General features: G+C 66.9%; 11 protein-coding genes and 3 pseudogenes. 1 reads left to right on the plus strand and 13 read right to left on the minus strand.

Annotation, left to right across the window (positions count from 1 at the left end):
* Window positions 1–365 precede the first annotated feature (365 nt).
* The 4 genes and pseudogenes from G6N68_RS32145 to G6N68_RS18780 all read right to left on the minus strand — a co-directional run bounded on the left by G6N68_RS32145 (window position 366) and on the right by G6N68_RS18780 (window position 3,995).
* Window positions 366–665, minus strand: a complete 300-nt coding sequence (locus G6N68_RS32145; RefSeq protein ID WP_371871706.1) for a YncE family protein — start codon at window positions 663–665, stop codon at window positions 366–368.
* A pseudogene (locus G6N68_RS32150) lies at window positions 654–1,477 on the minus strand (beta-propeller fold lactonase family protein); the annotation flags it as partial. The pseudogene G6N68_RS32150 and the gene G6N68_RS32145, both read right to left, overlap by 12 nt.
* Window positions 1,478–1,675: 198 nt before the next feature.
* Window positions 1,676–2,197, minus strand: a pseudogene (locus G6N68_RS32365) (PE family protein); the annotation flags it as partial.
* Between the two features lie 376 nt (window positions 2,198–2,573).
* A pseudogene (locus G6N68_RS18780) lies at window positions 2,574–3,995 on the minus strand (ABC1 kinase family protein).
* An 89-nt stretch (window positions 3,996–4,084) separates the two neighbouring features.
* On the opposite strand from G6N68_RS18780, the gene G6N68_RS18785 reads away from it, so the two are divergent.
* The gene (locus G6N68_RS18785; protein WP_163715437.1) at window positions 4,085–4,687 is read left to right on the plus strand and encodes a TetR/AcrR family transcriptional regulator; all 603 of its coding nucleotides are present in this window, start codon (window positions 4,085–4,087) and stop codon (window positions 4,685–4,687) included.
* A 25-nt stretch (window positions 4,688–4,712) separates the two neighbouring features.
* Here G6N68_RS18785 and proB read toward each other — a convergent pair whose 3' ends face one another.
* From proB to G6N68_RS18830, 9 genes are all read right to left on the minus strand, one after another.
* A complete protein-coding gene (gene proB, locus G6N68_RS18790; RefSeq protein ID WP_163715440.1) occupies window positions 4,713–5,837 on the minus strand; it encodes a glutamate 5-kinase in 1,125 nt (374 codons plus the stop codon).
* Window positions 5,834–7,288 carry a GTPase ObgE gene (gene obgE, locus G6N68_RS18795; protein ID WP_163715442.1) on the minus strand — a complete coding sequence of 485 codons (1,455 nt, stop codon included), beginning with the start codon at window positions 7,286–7,288 and terminating at the stop codon, window positions 5,834–5,836. Before obgE ends, proB begins: the two co-directional genes overlap by 4 nt.
* Before the next feature lie 50 nt (window positions 7,289–7,338).
* Window positions 7,339–7,599, minus strand: coding sequence for a 50S ribosomal protein L27 (gene rpmA / locus G6N68_RS18800; protein ID WP_163715445.1), 261 nt, complete (start codon window positions 7,597–7,599; stop codon window positions 7,339–7,341).
* A 14-nt stretch (window positions 7,600–7,613) separates the two neighbouring features.
* The gene (gene rplU, locus G6N68_RS18805) at window positions 7,614–7,925 is read right to left on the minus strand and encodes a 50S ribosomal protein L21 (RefSeq protein ID WP_069417393.1); all 312 of its coding nucleotides are present in this window, start codon (window positions 7,923–7,925) and stop codon (window positions 7,614–7,616) included.
* A 180-nt stretch (window positions 7,926–8,105) separates the two neighbouring features.
* Window positions 8,106–11,147: a ribonuclease E gene (gene rne, locus G6N68_RS18810; RefSeq protein WP_205351382.1), complete on the minus strand. Its 3,042-nt coding sequence runs from the start codon at window positions 11,145–11,147 to the stop codon at window positions 8,106–8,108.
* 463 nt (window positions 11,148–11,610) lie between these two features.
* Window positions 11,611–12,021, minus strand: a complete 411-nt coding sequence (ndk, locus tag G6N68_RS18815) for a nucleoside-diphosphate kinase (RefSeq protein WP_163715447.1) — start codon at window positions 12,019–12,021, stop codon at window positions 11,611–11,613.
* A 72-nt stretch (window positions 12,022–12,093) separates the two neighbouring features.
* Window positions 12,094–12,474 (minus strand): DUF4233 domain-containing protein, encoded by a 381-nt coding sequence (locus tag G6N68_RS18820; protein ID WP_163715450.1) that lies wholly within the window; start codon window positions 12,472–12,474, stop codon window positions 12,094–12,096.
* Window positions 12,471–13,904 (minus strand): bifunctional tetrahydrofolate synthase/dihydrofolate synthase, encoded by a 1,434-nt coding sequence (gene folC, locus G6N68_RS18825; protein ID WP_163715453.1) that lies wholly within the window; start codon window positions 13,902–13,904, stop codon window positions 12,471–12,473. Before folC ends, G6N68_RS18820 begins: the two co-directional genes overlap by 4 nt.
* Entirely contained in the window at window positions 13,901–16,564 is a 2,664-nt protein-coding gene (locus tag G6N68_RS18830) for a valine--tRNA ligase (protein WP_163715456.1), read from the minus strand. The genes folC and G6N68_RS18830 overlap by 4 nt, the downstream gene beginning before the upstream one ends.
* Window positions 16,565–16,629 lie beyond the last annotated feature (65 nt).

Here is a 16,629-nt window from a genome sequence, read left to right on the forward strand (position 1 = left end):
CTACCCGCCCGGGCGCTGACAAGGCGTCGGCGGTCGTAGCGTTACTGTTCACCGGACACAGTTTCCGATCAGGCGGGGGCAACGGCGTAACGGCGGCGCCGCAGGAGTCGGTGGCGGCACTGACGGAGCCGTCAGCGGCGACCGCATGGGGGCGACAAAGCAAGTCCGCAACTCGGCTCACGTCCGGTCGCGGAATGCCGCTCGCTACCTGGCGTGTGAGATCACCGCGAAGCCATTCGAATCCCCGTGGAACAGGTGGAAGTAGCGTGCCGTGCCCAGCATCGCCGCGCTATGGGCGTCCCAGACACCACCCCAGCCCAGCCCTGGTGGCCACATCAAAGATGACCGGATTTACCACCATCACCTCAGCCCAGGTATCCAGCAAGCACCGACAACGCAGCGCCGCCGCCGTTGGTGACGTAGACGTTGCCGGCCGCGGCGCCTATGGGGCTGACCGCCACCCCGCTTGGGAGGACGCCGACACCAACGGTGCCGATAACCGTGTTGGTGACGGCGTCGATCACCGACACCGTATCGCTGCCGGTGTTGGCGACGAAGACATAGCCGGCCGTGCCGCCGGTGGGGCTGACGGCCAGCCCTCGTGGGCCGTCGCCGACACCAACGGTGCCGATAACCGTGTTGGTGACGGGATCGATCACCGACACCGTGTCGCTGCCGCTATTGGTGACGTAGACGTTGCCGGCCGCGGCGCCTATGGGGCTGACCGCCACCCCGACCGGGAGGTCGCCGACACCAACGGTGCCGATAACCGTGTTGGTGGCGGGGTCGATCACCGACACCGTATCGCCGCCGAAGTTGGTGACATAGACATTGCCGGCCGCGGCGCCGGTGGGACTGACCGCCACCCCGACCGGGAGGTCGCCGACACCAACGGTGCCGATAACCGTGTTGGTCACGGGGTCGATCACCGACACCGTACCGTCGAAGCGGTTGGCGACGTAGACGCTGCCCGCCACGGCACCGGTGGGACTGACCGCCACGCCTACCGGGCGGTCGCCGACACCGACAGTGCCGATAACCGTGTTGGTGACGGGATCGATCACCGACACCGTATCGCCGTCGAAGTTGGTGACGTAGACGTTGCCTGCCGCGGCGCCGGTGGGACTGACCGCCACCCCGACCGGGCGGTCGCCGACACCAACCGTGCCGATCACCGTGTTGGTTACGGGATCGATCACCGACACCGTATTGATGTAGCCGTTGGCGACGTAGACATTGCCGGCCCCGGCGCCGGTGGGGCTGACCGCTAAGCCGTCCGGGACTAAGCCGACGGTGACGGTGTCGACAACGCCGAAGCCACCGAGCCCACCCTGACCACCACCGCCCCCAACCGCCCCAGAGGGACCGGCCCCGGCGCCGCCCCCCACCCCCGCCGCGCCCGCCGATTCCACCCGCCCCCCGCCCCGCCGCCGCCAGCGCCACCCACGCCGCCAGCGCCGCCCCCAGCGCCCGCCACACTGCTGACACCACCCGCCCCACCCTGGCCGCCCCCCCGCCACCACCGACCCACCCCCGCCCACCCGCCCCGCCCCCGATCAACGGCGACCAACCACCCACGCCCCCGACACCCCACGCCGCCATCCCCGGAACCGAACAGCCACCCGCCCCGGCCACCGGACCCGCCGGCCCCACCAAGCCCGCCCGCACCACCGGACCCGCCGGCCCCAAACAAGAACGCCGACCCGCCCGCACCCCCAGCAACCCCAGGGCTGGTGCTGGCACCCCCGGCGCCACCGGCGCCGAACAACCACCCTCCGCCCCCGCCCGGCTGGCCCACCGGCCCGCTGGCCCCCGTCGCACCGTCACCGAACAGCGGACGCCCCGTCAACGAGGCAACCGGCCCGTTGACCGAGTCGGCCACCGCCCCTAGTGCCCCCGACAGCAACTGCGCACCGTTGACCGCCTCGGCGGCCGCATACGCATTCGCGCCGTCTGCCACGGCGCGGGTGAACCCTTCGTGAAACACCGCCACTCGCCCGGCCAACACCTGATACTCCCGCGCGTACGCCCTGAACAGCGCCGCGATGGCACCCGACACGTCATCGGCACCCGCTGCCAGCAGCCCCGTCGTCTGTGACACCGCAGCCGCGTTTGCCGCGCCCAGTGATGAGCCAAGATCCGTCAACTCTGAAGCCGCCGCCGCCAGAGCTTCCGGACTCACGATCAGAAACGACATTAAGCACCTCCAAAGTGCCGCGGCGCAGATGCCCCCGACAGCCGACACAGCTACAAAGTAATTACTTTGTAATATTAAGTTGTCACTTTGGCATTGGTCAACGCAAGCCGCAACGACGCGGGATACGACTGGTCACCAAGGCAACGCGACTCTTCGGCGAGTAGGTGTGTCGCGTATCGGCGTGGCCCAACTCGAGGTAGCTGCCGAACTAGCGTCAGGGCGGCGCCCGCTGTCACCACTTCAAATCGCAGCAGGGACGCTGCTCGACGCAAGCATCGGCTAGCGCGGTCTGGTGAGTCGGTAACGGCAACTTGTCGGATAGCCCGACATCGCGAAAAGGGCGTGGATCATCCCCCGGCAGGTGCGCTGCCGCGGATTAGGACTGGTAATGGGTATCCAACCCGTAGGGCAAGCCGCGTTTGCTCAGCCAAGCACGATGCTGCTGGCCTAGTGGGGTGATCGGCTCAGCGACCCCGTCCATGTCGTCGATGACCGAACGGGCGTAGCCAGTGGCTCCCAGTGCCGCGAGTATCGCGGTCACGCTCAGATGGATCCGGGAAGAGAAGACAAAATCGTCGGGAATCGACATGCGACGAAATGGGTGGTTGGGCGAGCGGACATCGATCAAGGCGCCAATGGCGCGTCGTGCGGCCGTGTGAGTGTAGGTGACTGGTTGCGGTGCAATGAACTCATAAACGAGCCCTGCCATCCACTCATATGCCTGCTCGGCGGTGACCGTGGAATCGCTGGCGATAAAGCCCATCTCCACCAGGAGGGCACGCACGTCGTGCTTACGTCCGTCAATCGCCGCGCGAACATTCGCGACACGTCCATAGCGCTGCGATTCGGATAGGACTGTGACACAACCGAAGTCGACGAATCCGACCGTGCCGTCCACACCGAAGCAGTAGTTCGCCGGATGAGGATCGGCATGGAACAAATTCGCGTGCCGAAAGGAACCCAAAACGAACCGGAAGATCACCTCTGCCCAGGTGTTCTTCAGATTCGGGTCGGCCTCTTGAGCCGTGGCCCAATCCAACCCCTCCAGGTATGTCATGGTCAGTACCCGATCACCGGATGCCTCACCGATCACCTCTGGCACCCGAATGAACGGATGGCCGCGATAAAGCTCGCTAAACGCGGTGATGTTGGCGGCCTCGTGACGGTAATCGGTCTCCTCGGCAATCCGCGCCGAAATCTCCCGCGTCGCGCGGCGTAGGTCAGGGTGCATTGCGGTACCCGCCGCGGCGGTCAAGAACCGAAAGAACGTCACCAAAAGTTCGGCGTTTGCCAGGTCATCGCGGATCGCCCGGGCCACGCCGGGATACTGGATTTTGACCGCGACCTAGCGCCCGTCGTGCAAAACCCCGCGATGAACCTGCCCGATGGACGCGGCCGCCACCGGATCGTCGACGAACTGTGCGAACACCTCCCCGACTGGCCGGCCAAGGTCGGCATGCACCACCGCTTTGGCCAGCTCTGCATCCATTGGCGGCGCATCGGTTTGCAGCCGCGCCAACGCTTTCTGGTATGGCGCAAACCCGCCAGTACCTATCGACGCGGCATCCACCATAGACAGCATCTGGCCGGCCTTCATGAAGACACCTTTGGAATGCCCCAACAGCTCCAGGTACCGCTCGGCAACCCGCTCATGGAAGCGCTCGACGGCGCCGGTATCGCCGGCCTTCTCCTGCACCCCGGCCACCAGCCGGCCCCCAGCCGTCCGCGCGGTGAACCCCACCCAGGGCAGGCCGCGCCGGATACGCCCGCAAGGGACCACAACGCGCCCGCCCGACACGACGACATCCTATCGTCAGCTTTCCGCACCCCGACAAAGCCGCTAAAGTAGAAACTTATAGATACTAAGTGAGCGCTTAGGAGTTGGCGTTGCAAGCAGTCCCGACGCGCGAGCGACTCGTCACCGAAGCGATGCGCCTCTTCGGCGAGCAGGGGTACCGCGCAACCAGCGTCGCCCAAATCGAGGCCGCTGCCGGCCTGGCATCAGGGTCAGGCGCCCTGTATCACCACTTCAAATCCAAAGAAGCGCTGCTTGACGCCGGGATCAACCGACAGTTGGACCGCCGCCGCGCCATGCAGGACATTCGCGCGCTGTTCGTGGGTCTCGGCGACCTTCACGCTGAACTCACCCTCCTAGCGCGCTACCTGCTCGCCGTGCTCGACGAAGAGTCGCAACTGCTCCAGATCGCATCCGCTCTCCCAACAGGCCGGCCACCTCGACTTGATGACGCCTACGCGGCATTGTTCGAAAGCCTCTACACCGAACTGGCGCAGTGGGCGAAGAGCTGGGTGCCGGAGATAACCGACCAGCAGAGCATGACCCTCGCAGTTGTCGCGGTCAATTCCTTATTCGGCAACCGCGCGACCACCACCCTGCTGCACACGCCGGTAACAGACATGCCCGATGAGCAATACATCGCCGAGTGGACGGCCATGCTCGCCAACCGCATTGAAGCGCTTCGCAAAAGCTGAATGAACGCGCACTGCGTTCCAAAACTCAATGACTGATACTCGCCGTGACCGCGACGAGATCGTCGGCGTGCACCGCGGGGCGGCGTAAGTCACCGGGCAACTCCGACGTGGACCGGCCGATCATGGTCACGAGTTCGGTTGCGTCATAAGCAACTACGCCACGCGCCACGACGGTGTCGTCGGCTCCGCGTAGCTCGACGACGTCGCCGGCGTAGAACCGCCCCGACACAGCGGTGATCCCAGCGGCCAGCAATGATCGCCGGTGCCCGAGTACTGCGCGCACCGCACCGTCGTCGAGAGTGAGTGAACCGGCGGCGTCGGCGGCATGCCGTAGCCAGAACCGACGCGCCGACATCCGTTCCGGCCGAGCGGCGAACACGGTGCCCACCGAGGCATCGCTCAACGCGGTCGCGGCGTCCGTGGCTGGGGCCAGCAGCACGGGTACCCCCGCATCGGCGGCCAGCAGCGCTGACGACACCTTCGACTGCATGCCCCCGGTACCAAGATGACTGCTCTGGCCGGCAACCACGCCCTGCAGGTCGCCGGGTCCCGAAACCTCCGAGATGAACCGGGCTCCTGGGTTTTTGCGCGGATCGGCCTCGTACAGCCCGTCGATGTCCGACAGCAGAATCAGGGCGTCAGCGCCGACCAGATGCGCCACAAGCGCCGAGAGTCGATCGTTGTCACCGAAGCGAATTTCGTTGGTAGCCACCGTGTCGTTCTCGTTCACGATCGCCACCGCATGCAGCGACCGCAACCGGTCCAGGGTGCGCTGGGCGTTGGTGTGCTGCACCCGCATCGAGATGTCGTGGGCGCTGAGCAGGACCTGCCCGACGGTGCGGTTGTACCGCGCGAACGCGGCGCTCCAGGAATTCACCAGTGCCACTTGCCCGACGCTGGCGGCGGCCTGTTTGGTAGCTAAATCCTTTGGGCGACGGGGCAATCCGAGCGGCTCGAGGCCCGCAGCAATGGCGCCCGAGGACACGATGACGACGTCGGAACCCGCCTTCATCCGGGCCTCGATCGCATCGGCGAGTTCGGCCAGGCGACTGGTATCGAACATCCCGGTAGGCGTGGTGAGCGCGGTCGTCCCGACCTTGACGACGAGACTGCGCGCGGTCCGGACGGCCTCGCGGTGCGGACTCGTCATGTGGTCGGGCCGTCTTCGGGAGCGGGTTCACGGCGCCGCCGCCGGGCGGCCTTACGCTCGTCCGCGCTGGGCCGATCGCTGCGCTCCAGCCGCACATCGGTGCCCCGGCCGGTCAGCGGAACCTGAACTCCCGCAGGAGTTTGCGGCTCCCAATCGAAGGTCATATCGCCGATGGTCACCGCGCAGCCGGGCTGCGCCCCGAGGCGCAGCAGTTCGTCCTCGACGCCCAGCCGCGCCAGCCGGTCCGCGAGATAGCCGACGGCCTCGTCGTTGTCGAAGTTGGTCTGGCCAACCCAGCGTTCGGGTCGCGCGCCGGTGACGACGAACCCTCCGGAGCCATCGGGTCGCACCGAGAACCCACTGTCGTCGACGGGCACCGGTCGGATCACCGGGCGCCGCGGGACCGAGGGCGGCCGCGCCGCGTTGTACTCCGAGACCATCTGCCAGAGCCCAAAGATCAACGGCTGCAAGCCTTCGTGCGTCACCGTCGACACCAAGTACACCGGCCAACCACGCTCGGCGATCTCGTCACGGACGAACTCGGCGAGCTCGCGGGCTTCGGGAACGTCAATCTTGTTGAGCACCACCGCCCGCGGCCGCTCGGTCAGGTCGCCCAGCACCGCGTCGCCCTGCAGCGTGGGCGTGTATGCCGCGAGTTCTTCCTCCAGCGCGTCGATGTCAGAGATGGGATCGCGACCGGGCTCGGCGGTCGCGCAGTCCACCACGTGCACCAGCACGGCGCAGCGTTCGATGTGGCGTAAGAAGTCCAGTCCCAGCCCGCGGCCCTGCGACGCGCCGGGAATCAGTCCGGGCACGTCGGCCACGGTGAAGGCGTGCTCTCCCGCGGACACCACACCCAGGTTGGGCACCAGGGTGGTGAACGGGTAGTCGGCGATCTTCGGTTTAGCCGCCGAGATCACCGACACCAGTGAGGATTTTCCAGCCGAGGGGAATCCGACCAGGCCCACGTCGGCGACGGTCTTGAGCTCCAGGGTGAGGTCATGCTCCTGGCCGGGTTCGCCGAGCAGCGCGAAGCCGGGTGCCTTGCGGGCACGGGAGGCCAGCGCGGCGTTTCCCAACCCGCCGCGGCCGCCGGCGGCGGCTTCGAAACGGGTTCCCGCGCCGACCAGGTCGGCCAGCAGCCGACCGTTCTCGTCCAGCACGACAGTGCCGTCGGGGACCTTCACTTCCAGGTCGGCACCGGCGGCGCCGTCGCGGTTGTTGCCCATCCCCTGTTTGCCCGACGGCGCGGTGATGTGGGGCCGGAAATGGAAGTCGAGCAGGGTGTGCACCTGCGGGTCGACGACGAAGATGATGCTGCCGCCACGTCCACCGTTGCCACCGTCGGGGCCGCCGAGCGGCTTGAACTTCTCCCGGTGCACCGAAGCGCAGCCGTTACCGCCAGAGCCCGCTCGAGTGTGGATGACGACCCGATCAACGAACCGAGGCATCGAGGTTCCTCTCAATCCCCGCGCGCAGCACGTGCGCGCCGGGGCCGCGGTCAGTCGGTGGTGGGCCCGACGATGCTCACGGTCTTGCGTCCGCCCTTGACGCCGAACTGGACCGCGCCCGCGGCCTTGGCGAACAGCGTGTCATCACCGCCGCGACCGACGTTGACGCCCGGGTGGAACTTGGTGCCACGCTGGCGGACCAGGATCTCGCCGGCCTTGACGACCTGACCGCCGAATCGCTTCACGCCCAGGCGCTGAGCGGCGGAATCACGACCGTTGCGCGAACTGGACGCGCCTTTCTTGTGTGCCATGTCTGTCGCCTCTACTACTTGATGCCGGTGACCTTGAGCACCGTCAGCTGCTGACGGTGGCCCTGCCGCTTGTGGTAGCCGGTCTTGTTCTTGAACTTGTGGATCCGAATCTTCGGGCCCTTGGTGTGCTCGAGCACCTCGCCGGTGACGGCGACCTTGGCCAACGCGTCGGCGTCGGTGGTGACCTTGGCGCCGTCGACCACCAGAGCGACCGGCAGCGACACATTGGCGCCGGGCTCGGATTCGAGCTTCTCGACCTTGACCACGTCTCCGACGGCGACTTTGTACTGCTTACCGCCGGTCTTGACGATTGCGTAGGTCGCCATCGTTGCTCCTGCCTTCGTAGTGCTCAGTCGATACTCGCCGCGCGGCGCGCGAGTCACCGACAATGCGCGTAGTGGGTCTTGGTGCGCGGGCCTCTGCCAGCCCGCTGTCGTCGGCTGGTCGCCTGACGACAACTGTCCAAGGGTACGTGACCAGCGGCTACAGGGTCAAACCGGCCCCGATCAGTCCACATGGATGGGAGGACCAGCTGGTCGGCCCGCGGCCCGACGCCGACGTGGCCGCGCGACGGCGGAAACCACCTCGACGGGCGGGGATGCGGCCACGGCGGCGTCCTCGTCCTCGTCATCGTCCTGGCCGTCCTGGACGTCCGAGTCATCCTCGCCGTCGGCGTCGGAATCCTCGGCCGAGTCATCGACGTCATCGAGGTCGTCGAGATCCTCGTCCTCGTCCTCGTCCTCGTCCTCGTCGTCGTCGTCGTCTTCGTCGTCGTCGTCGGCGACGTCGAGCTCATCGTCATCGACGAGGTCCTCGTCGTCGAGATCCTCGTCCTCGTCGTCCTCGTCGTCGTCGACGTCCTCATCGTCGTCGGCGTCCTCATCGTCGGCCTCGTCGAGTTCGTCGACATCGTCTTCGGAGTCTTCGGAGTCTTCGGAGTCTTCGTCGCCATCCTCGTCGACGTCCTCATCGAAGTCGGTGTCTTCGGTGTCGGTGTCGGCGAGCGCGGTGGAAATCTTGTCTTCGGTCTCGTCGACCGCCACCGCCAGCTCCTCGCCGCCATCGGCGTCGGCGGATTCACCGTCCCCGCGCCCGGAAGACGCGGCCGATCCGGCGGCCATGGCCTTGAACAACGGGTGGTCGCCCGGCGCGTGGGCGGGCACCTTGGCCACGACGCTCTTTTCGGTGGTCTCTTCGGAACGGCCCTTCTTCGACCGCCTGTTTCGCCGTCCACCCGACTCCGACTTGCGCCCGGTCGACGGCGCCGAATCGACGGGGTCGGCGTGCAGCACGATCCCACGCCCGGAACAGGCGGCACACGAGCTCGAGAACGCTTCGATGAGCCCGGTGCCCAACCGCTTGCGGGTCAGCTGCACCAGGCCGAGCGATGTCACCTCGGACACCTGATGGCGGGTGCGGTCGCGGGCCAACGCTTCGGTGAGCCGACGCAGCACCAGGTCGCGGTTGGACTCGAGCACCATGTCGATGAAGTCGATGACGACGATGCCGCCGACGTCGCGCAGCCGAAGCTGGCGCACGATCTCCTCGGCCGCCTCCAGGTTGTTCTTGGTGACCGTCTGCTCGAGGTTTCCGCCGGACCCGGTGAACTTGCCGGTGTTGACGTCGATGACGGTCATCGCTTCGGTGCGATCGATCACCAGGGTGCCGCCGGACGGCAGCCAGACCTTTCGGTCCATCGCCTTGGCCAGCTGCTCATCAATGCGGTGCACCGCGAACACGTCCGGGCCGTTGCCGGCCTCGTACTTGGTCATTTTTGCAACCAGGTCGGGCGCAACCGAACTCACGTAATCGTTGATGGTGTTCCACGCCTCGTCGCCGGAGACGATGAGCCCGGCGAAGTCCTCGTTGAACAAGTCGCGGATGACCTTGACCAGCACGTCCGGTTCTTCGTAGAGCGCTACCGCCGCACCGGCGGCCTTCTCCTTGGTTTCGGCGGCCTTGGCTTCGATCTGGTTCCAGCGCTCCTGCAGTCGGGTGACGTCGGCGCGGATGTCTTCCTCTTTCACGCCTTCGGAGGCGGTGCGGATGATGACGCCCGCGTCCGACGGGACCACCTCGCGCAGGATTTCCTTGAGCCGCTGACGCTCGGTGTCGGGCAACTTGCGACTGATGCCGGTCGACGACGCACCCGGAACATAAACCAGGAAACGGCCGGCCAGCGACACCTGCGTGGTCAGCCGCGCGCCTTTGTGGCCAACCGGGTCCTTGCTGACCTGGACCACGACGTAGTCGCCCGGCTTGAGGGCCTGTTCGATCTTGCGGTCGGTGCCACCGAGTCCGGCGGCCTCCCAGTTGACCTCTCCGGCGTAGAGCACTCCGTTGCGGCCCCGGCCGATGTCGACGAAGGCGGCCTCCATCGACGGCAGCACGTTCTGCACGATGCCCAGGTAGATGTTGCCCACCAGGGAGGCAGAGGCCGCGGACGTCACGAAGTGCTCGACGAGCATGCCGTCCTCGAGCACGGCGATCTGGGTGTAGCGCGCGCCCGGGTGCGGGGGCTCGGTGCGGACGCGGTCGCGGACGACCATGACCCGCTCTACGGCCTCGCGCCGCGCCAGGAATTCGGCCTCGGTCAGGACGGGCGGGCGACGCCGCCCCGCGTCGCGGCCGTCGCGGCGGCGCTGGCGCTTGGCCTCCAGGCGGGTCGAACCGTCGATGCCCTTGATTTCGTTGCCACCGGAGGCGTCGTCGCTCGCCTTGCTTCCGCTGCGAGGCGCGCGTTCGTGCACCACGGTGTTCGGCGGATCGTCGGGGGCCGGACCCTCGTCGCTGTCGTCGCCCGAACCCGCCTTGCGGCGCCGCCGCCTGCGGCGACGACGGCTGCCGGCTTCGGTCGAACCGTTCTCTTCGTCGCCGTTCTCGTTATCGTCAGAATCGTCGTTCTCTTGGTCGTCGGCGTCCTCGGGGCGCTGGTCGGAGGGGGTGTCGGTCTCATCGCTGCCTTGCCCACGCCCGTCCGGCGAGCCCTCGTTGCCGCCCTGTTCGCCGCGCCCGCGGCCGCGACCGCGACGACCGCGGCGGCGGCGCCGGTTCGCCGGGCGATCGACCTGCTCATCGCCGTCGTCGGCGCCGGGGCCGTCGGCGAAATCGGAGTCGTCGTCGATGTCGTCGTCGACATCGTCATCGACGTCCGCCGGTCGGGTATCGATGGGTTGCGGCGCCACGAACAGCGGCATGTAGTGCGGTCGGTCTTGGGCCGGCTCCGCTGCGGAGGGGTTCTCGAGTAGCAGCCGGGATTCGGGCTCGCCCGGGGATTCCTGCTCGCCGGGTTCAAGAGCGTCGTCGACGGTGTCGGCCGCTGAGGGCCCCTGCTCGGCGATCAGATCGCGGACCCGCACCGCGTCGTCCCGGTCCACGCTGGAGTGTGCGCTGCGGACCCGCCCATCGAGCGCTGCCAGCGCATCCAGGACCCGCCTGCTGCTGGTTCCCAGCGTTCGCGCCAGCGAATGGACCCTCAGGCGGTCCGGCAATTCCTCGTGCTGTGTCGGGTTGGTTCCTGCGTCTGAAGGTGAGCCACCGTCTACCACGTATTCTCCTCAAGCCCCCGGGCGCGTCTCGTTCGACGCGGCCACGCGAGGGCTTCGCTATGGGTCCGGGTCACTTCTCCCGGACTTGTAATGGTCTCGCTCCGAGCGACTCAAGGCGAACCCACTCGGCGCCGTGCTGAATGACGGCCTGACATGCCGCGTCGCACCGTGGGATGCCCGATGGTCGCGCTTGTCGAAGTCTTCATTCGGGTGTCTGACGCCGGTCCGACGACGTTCACCCGCAGCCAGTATCCCATATCACTGATCGGGCTCACTCGCACCTGGAACCGGGGCCCCGCCGGACGGGTCACCTCTCTACCGCGAGGCCCCATCGCGAGCAGACACAAACTCGCATTAAAACCGCCTGTTTTGTACAAGTTTGCGTCTGCTCAGCGGCGCTACTACCGACAAAAAAGCGCCCACAGACCTTGGTCTGCGGACGCTTTTTCCGTCTGCTGCGGCGTTAGATGCCGGGGAACCAGAGCTCGATCTCGCGCTGGGCGGATTCGGGCGAATCGGACCCGTGCACCAGGTTGAACTGGGTTTCCAGGCCGAAATCACCCCGGATGGTTCCCGGCGTGGCCTTCTCCACGGGGTCGGTGCCGCCGGCGAGCTGCCGAAACGCCGAAATCGCCCGGGGGCCGACAATCACGGCCGCCACCACCGGTCCCGACGTGATGAACTCCAGCAACGACCCGAAGAACGGCTTGCCGTCGTGTTCGGCGTAATGCTTCCTGGCCAGCTCATCACTGACGGTCCTGAGCTCCAGCGCCGCGATGGTGAGGCCTTTGCGTTCGATGCGGCTGAGCACTTCGCCGATCAACTTGCGTTCCACGCCATCCGGCTTGATCAATACGAGGGTCCGTTCGGTCACGGTGGACAAGAGTAGAGGTCCCCACGGCGCACCGTCGACGGCAGCCCAAGCTCAGGGCGGACCGAAACGAGCTCAGGGCTGCTGACGTCGGAGGACTTCGGAGCGGAAATAGGCGATCAGCGCCCATACCCCGGCGAAGAGCACGCCGATGAAGCCCACCCCCGGATACACGAGAAAGCCGGCGATAACGACCAGCTGAACGGCCAGGTCGACCCAGATGGCCCAGGGCCTGCCTTGCAGCCCGGCAAGCGCGACCAGCAATACCGCCAGACCGATCAAGTAGCCCAGCGACGTCGCGGTGAGCCCTCCCCCGACCGCGCCCACCACGGGAATCGCCAGTAGCACGACGATTGCCTCCAGGAGCAGCGTGGCGGCCAGCACCCCGCGGAAGCTCTTCCAGGGATCGGGAGAACCAGAGGGGTCAGACGGACCGTGCGCTTCCTGCTCGGTCATTCCGGATCACGACCAAACAGAGTCCGCGCGGCGCCGGCGGTGACCACCGAACCGGTGATGACGATCCCGGTGCCCGACGCCACGCCGGCGTCTTCGGCGGTGGCGTCGTCCACCAGGGCGGTGGCGGCATCGATGGCGTCACGCAGGTTGGCGGCGGTGATCACCCGGTCGGGCCCGAATCGCTCCTGCGCGACCAGCGCCAGGGTTTCGACGTCCAATGCCCGCGGTGACCCGTTGTGCGTGACGACGACGGAATCGAACACCGGCTCCAGCGCGGCCAGGATGCCGTTCACGTCCTTGTCGGCCAGCACGCTGACCACCCCAACCAGCATCCGGAAATCGAACTCGTCGGCCAAAGTCTGCGCCAGCGCGGCCGCCCCGGCCGGATTGTGCGCGGCGTCGATGAACACCGTCGGGGCGCTGCGCATGCGCTCCAATCGCCCGGGGCTGGTGACGGCGGCGAAACCAGCGCGCACCGCGTCGACGTCGAGTTGACGCTGGGCGCCGGCGCCGAAGAACGCCTCGACCGCGGCCAAGGCGAGCGCCGCGTTGTGTGCCTGGTGCTCGCCGTGCAGGGGGAGGTAGATGTCGGAGTACACGCCGCCGAGGCCCTGTAGTTCCAGCATCTGCCCGCCGATGGCGACTTGCCGGCTCAACACAGCGAACTCGGAATCCTCCCGCGCAACCGCCGCGTCCGCGCGCACCGAGGCAGCCAGCAGGGCCTCCATTGCGGCCGGCGTTTGCCGAGCGATGACAGCAACGGTGTCCGGCGAACCGTCCGGCGCCTGCTGGATGATGCCCGCCTTCTCGCGGGCGATGCCCTCGATTTCGCTACCGAGGTACTCGACGTGATCGACGCTGATCGGGGTGATGACCGTCACCGGGGCATTGATCACGTTGGTGGCGTCCCACCGACCGCCGAGGCCCACCTCGACCACGGCGACGTCGACGGGAGCATCGGCGAATGCCGCGAACGCCATCGCGGTGAGCACTTCGAACTTGCTCATCGCCGGCCCTCCGGCCGCCTGCGATTGCTGGTCGACCAGCTGCACAAAGGGTTCGATATCCCGATACGCCGCGACGTATTGCGCTGGGCTGACGGGTTTGCCGTCGATCGAGATCCGTTCCACGGCCGACTGCAGGTGCGGGCTGGTGGTCCGGCCGGTGCGTTGATGCAGCGCGGTGACCAACGCGTCCACCATCCGCGCCACCGACGTCTTGCCGTTGGTACCCGCGATGTGGATCGAGGGGTAGCTGAGTTGCGGTGACCCCAACAGGTCCAGCAGCGCGCTGATGCGGGTCAGGCTCGGTTCGATCTTGGTCTCGGGCCAGCGCTGGTCCAGCAGGTGTTCAACCTGCAACAGGGAAGCGATCTCGTCCGGCGTCGGAGCCACCGTGGTGGCCGGCCAGTCCTGCGAATCGGAACTCATTGCAGCGCAGCCAGCCTGGCGCTGATGCGTTCGGTTTCCTCCTGCGCCACCCGCTGGCGGTCGCGGATCTTTGCGACGACGGCCTCGGGAGCCTTGGCAAGGAAATCCGCGTTACCCAGCTTGGCGGTCGTCGATGCGAACTCCTTCTGCGCTGCGGCCAAGTCCTTTTCCAGACGGCGGCGCTCGGCCTCGACATCGATGGTTCCGGAGGTGTCCAGCTCGACGACGACGGTGCCGCGGCTCAGCCTGACCTCCAGCGACACCGAAGGTTGGAACCCCGGTTCCGGCGCGGTGAGCCACGCCAGCGCCGTCACGGCGGACACCTGACCACTCAAGTCGGCGGCCTCGATGCCACCCAAGCGTGCGGGCACCTTCTGCCGGTCCGCCAGACCCTGGTCGCTGCGGAATCGGCGCACCTCGGTGACCAGCTTCTGCATGTCTTCAATCCGTTGTGCGGCAACGGGGTCCAGTGTTATTCCGGACGACGTCGGCCAGTCGGCGATCACCAGCGACTCGTGCCCGGTTTCCCCGTGCGTCAAAGCCTGCCACAGCGCCTCGGTGATAAACGGGATCACCGGATGCAGTAGTCGCAGCAGGGTGTCCAGTCCCGCGGCCAGCACGGCGGTGGTGTGCGTCAGTCCCTCGGCGAGCTGGGTCTTGGCCAATTCGACGTACCAGTCGCAGAATTCGTCCCACGCGAAGTGATAGAGCGCTTCGCAGGCGTGGCCGAACTCGTAGGCGTCGAAGGCTGAATCAACTTCGACGCGAACCTCTTCCAGTCGGCCGAGAATCCACCGGTCGGCGTCGGTCAGCCGGTCCGTCGGGGGCAGTGGGGCCAGTGCCGCACCGTTGAGCAGCGCATAACGAGTGGCGTTGAACAGCTTGGTGCCGAAGTTTCGCGACGCCCGGACGGCGTCCTCGCCGACGGCCAGGTCACTGCCGGGGCTGGCGCCGCGGGCCAGCGTGAACCGCAGGGCGTCAGCGCCGAACTTGTCGATCCAGTCCAGCGGATCAATGACGTTGCCCTTGGACTTGCTCATCTTGCGGCCGAACTCGTCGCGGATCAGCCCGTGCAGGAACACGTCGGTGAACGGCACCTGCGGGCCCCTGCGGCCATCGAGCGTGATGGCGTCGTCGCCGCCGACGAAGGTGCCGAACATCATCATCCGCGCGACCCAGAAGAACAGGATGTCGTAGCCGGTGACCAAAACGCTTGTCGGATAGAACTTTTCCAGCTCCAGGGTCTTTTCCGGCCAGCCGAGCGTGGAGAACGGCCACAGGGCCGAGGAGAACCAGGTGTCGAGGACGTCGGGGTCCTGCTCCCAACCCTCGGGCGGGGTTTCGTCGGGCCCGAAACACACCTTTTCACCGTTGGGTCCGTACCAGATCGGAATCCGGTGGCCCCACCACAACTGCCGTGAAATGCACCAGTCGTGCATGTCGTCCACCCAGGCGAACCAACGTGGCTCCAGGCTGGCGGGATGAATCACGGTGTCGCCGTTGCGGACCGCGTCGCCCGCGGCCTTCGCCAGCGACTCCACTCGCACCCACCACTGCAGCGACAGGCGCGGCTCGATCGGCTCCCCGCTGCGTTCGGAGTGCCCGACACTGTGCAGGTACGGCCGCTTTTCCGCGACGATTCTGCCTTCTGCCGCCAGCGCCTCACGCACCTTGCCCCTGGCCTCGAAGCGGTCCATGCCGTCGAATTGCGTTCCGGTGTCGGCGATCCGGCCCTTGGTGTCCATGATCGACGGCATCGGCAGCCGGTGGCGCATCCCGATCTCGAAGTCGTTGGGGTCGTGAGCGGGTGTCACTTTGACTGCGCCCGTGCCGAATTCGGGATCCACGTGTTCGTCGGCGACGATGATCAGCGACCTGTCCACGAACGGGTGCGGCAGGCTGGTGCCGACGAGGTGGCGGTAGCGCTCGTCGGAGGGGTGGACCGCGATCGCGGTGTCGCCCAGCATGGTCTCCACCCGGGTGGTGGCGACGACGATGTGGGGCTCGGAGTCGTCCATCGAGCCGTAGCGGAACGACACCAGCTCGCCCTCGACGTCCTGATAGTTGACCTCGAGGTCGGAGATTGCCGTCTCCAGCACCGGCGACCAGTTGACCAGCCGCTCGGCTTGATAAATCAGCCCGGCATCGAACAGTCGCTTGAAGATCGTGCGCACTGCGCGCGACAGGCCCTCGTCCATGGTGAACCTGTCGCGGCTCCAATCGACGCCGTCGCCGAGCCGACGCATCTGGCCGCCGATCGCACCCCCGGACTCACGCTTCCAATCCCAGACCTTCTCCACGAACAGTTCGCGGCCGAAGTCCTCCTTGGTCTTCCCGTCCACCGCGATCTGTTTTTCCACCACGGTCTGGGTAGCGATGCCGGCATGGTCGGTACCGGGCTGCCACAGCACCTCGTAACCCTGCATCCGCTTGCGGCGGGTCAGGGCGTCCATCATGGTGTGTTCCAGCGCGTGGCCCATGTGCAGGCTGCCCGTCACATTGGGCGGCGGAAGCACGATCGAATATGCGGGTTTACTACTGGTCGGGTCCGCGCGGAAGTAGCCGGCATCCAGCCACTTCTGATAGATCGCGGCCTCCTGCGCTTCCGGATCCCACGACTTGGGCAGCTTGTCGGAGGCAGAGTGGGGGCTGGCGGTCACCGGTCAATTCTAGGAACCGCGGTCCCCGCCCACGTAATCGCCCGAAAACGGCTGGTCAAAGGCTT

It is taken from the genome of Mycobacterium bourgelatii (genome assembly GCF_010723575.1).
Taxonomy (GTDB): domain Bacteria; phylum Actinomycetota; class Actinomycetes; order Mycobacteriales; family Mycobacteriaceae; genus Mycobacterium; species Mycobacterium bourgelatii.

Bases quoted from the DNA above. Each gene is read 5' to 3' on its own strand.
- proB (WP_163715440.1), bottom strand. From the start codon at position 5,837: ATGACGAGTCCGCACCGCGAGGCCGTCCGGACCGCGCGCAGTCTCGTC.
- obgE (WP_163715442.1), bottom strand. From the start codon at position 7,288: ATGCCTCGGTTCGTTGATCGGGTCGTCATCCACACTCGAGCGGGCTCT.
- rpmA (WP_163715445.1), bottom strand. From the start codon at position 7,599: ATGGCACACAAGAAAGGCGCGTCCAGTTCGCGCAACGGTCGTGATTCC.
- rplU (WP_069417393.1), bottom strand. From the start codon at position 7,925: ATGGCGACCTACGCAATCGTCAAGACCGGCGGTAAGCAGTACAAAGTC.
- G6N68_RS18820 (WP_163715450.1), bottom strand. From the start codon at position 12,474: ATGACCGAGCAGGAAGCGCACGGTCCGTCTGACCCCTCTGGTTCTCCC.
- folC (WP_163715453.1), bottom strand. From the start codon at position 13,904: ATGAGTTCCGATTCGCAGGACTGGCCGGCCACCACGGTGGCTCCGACG.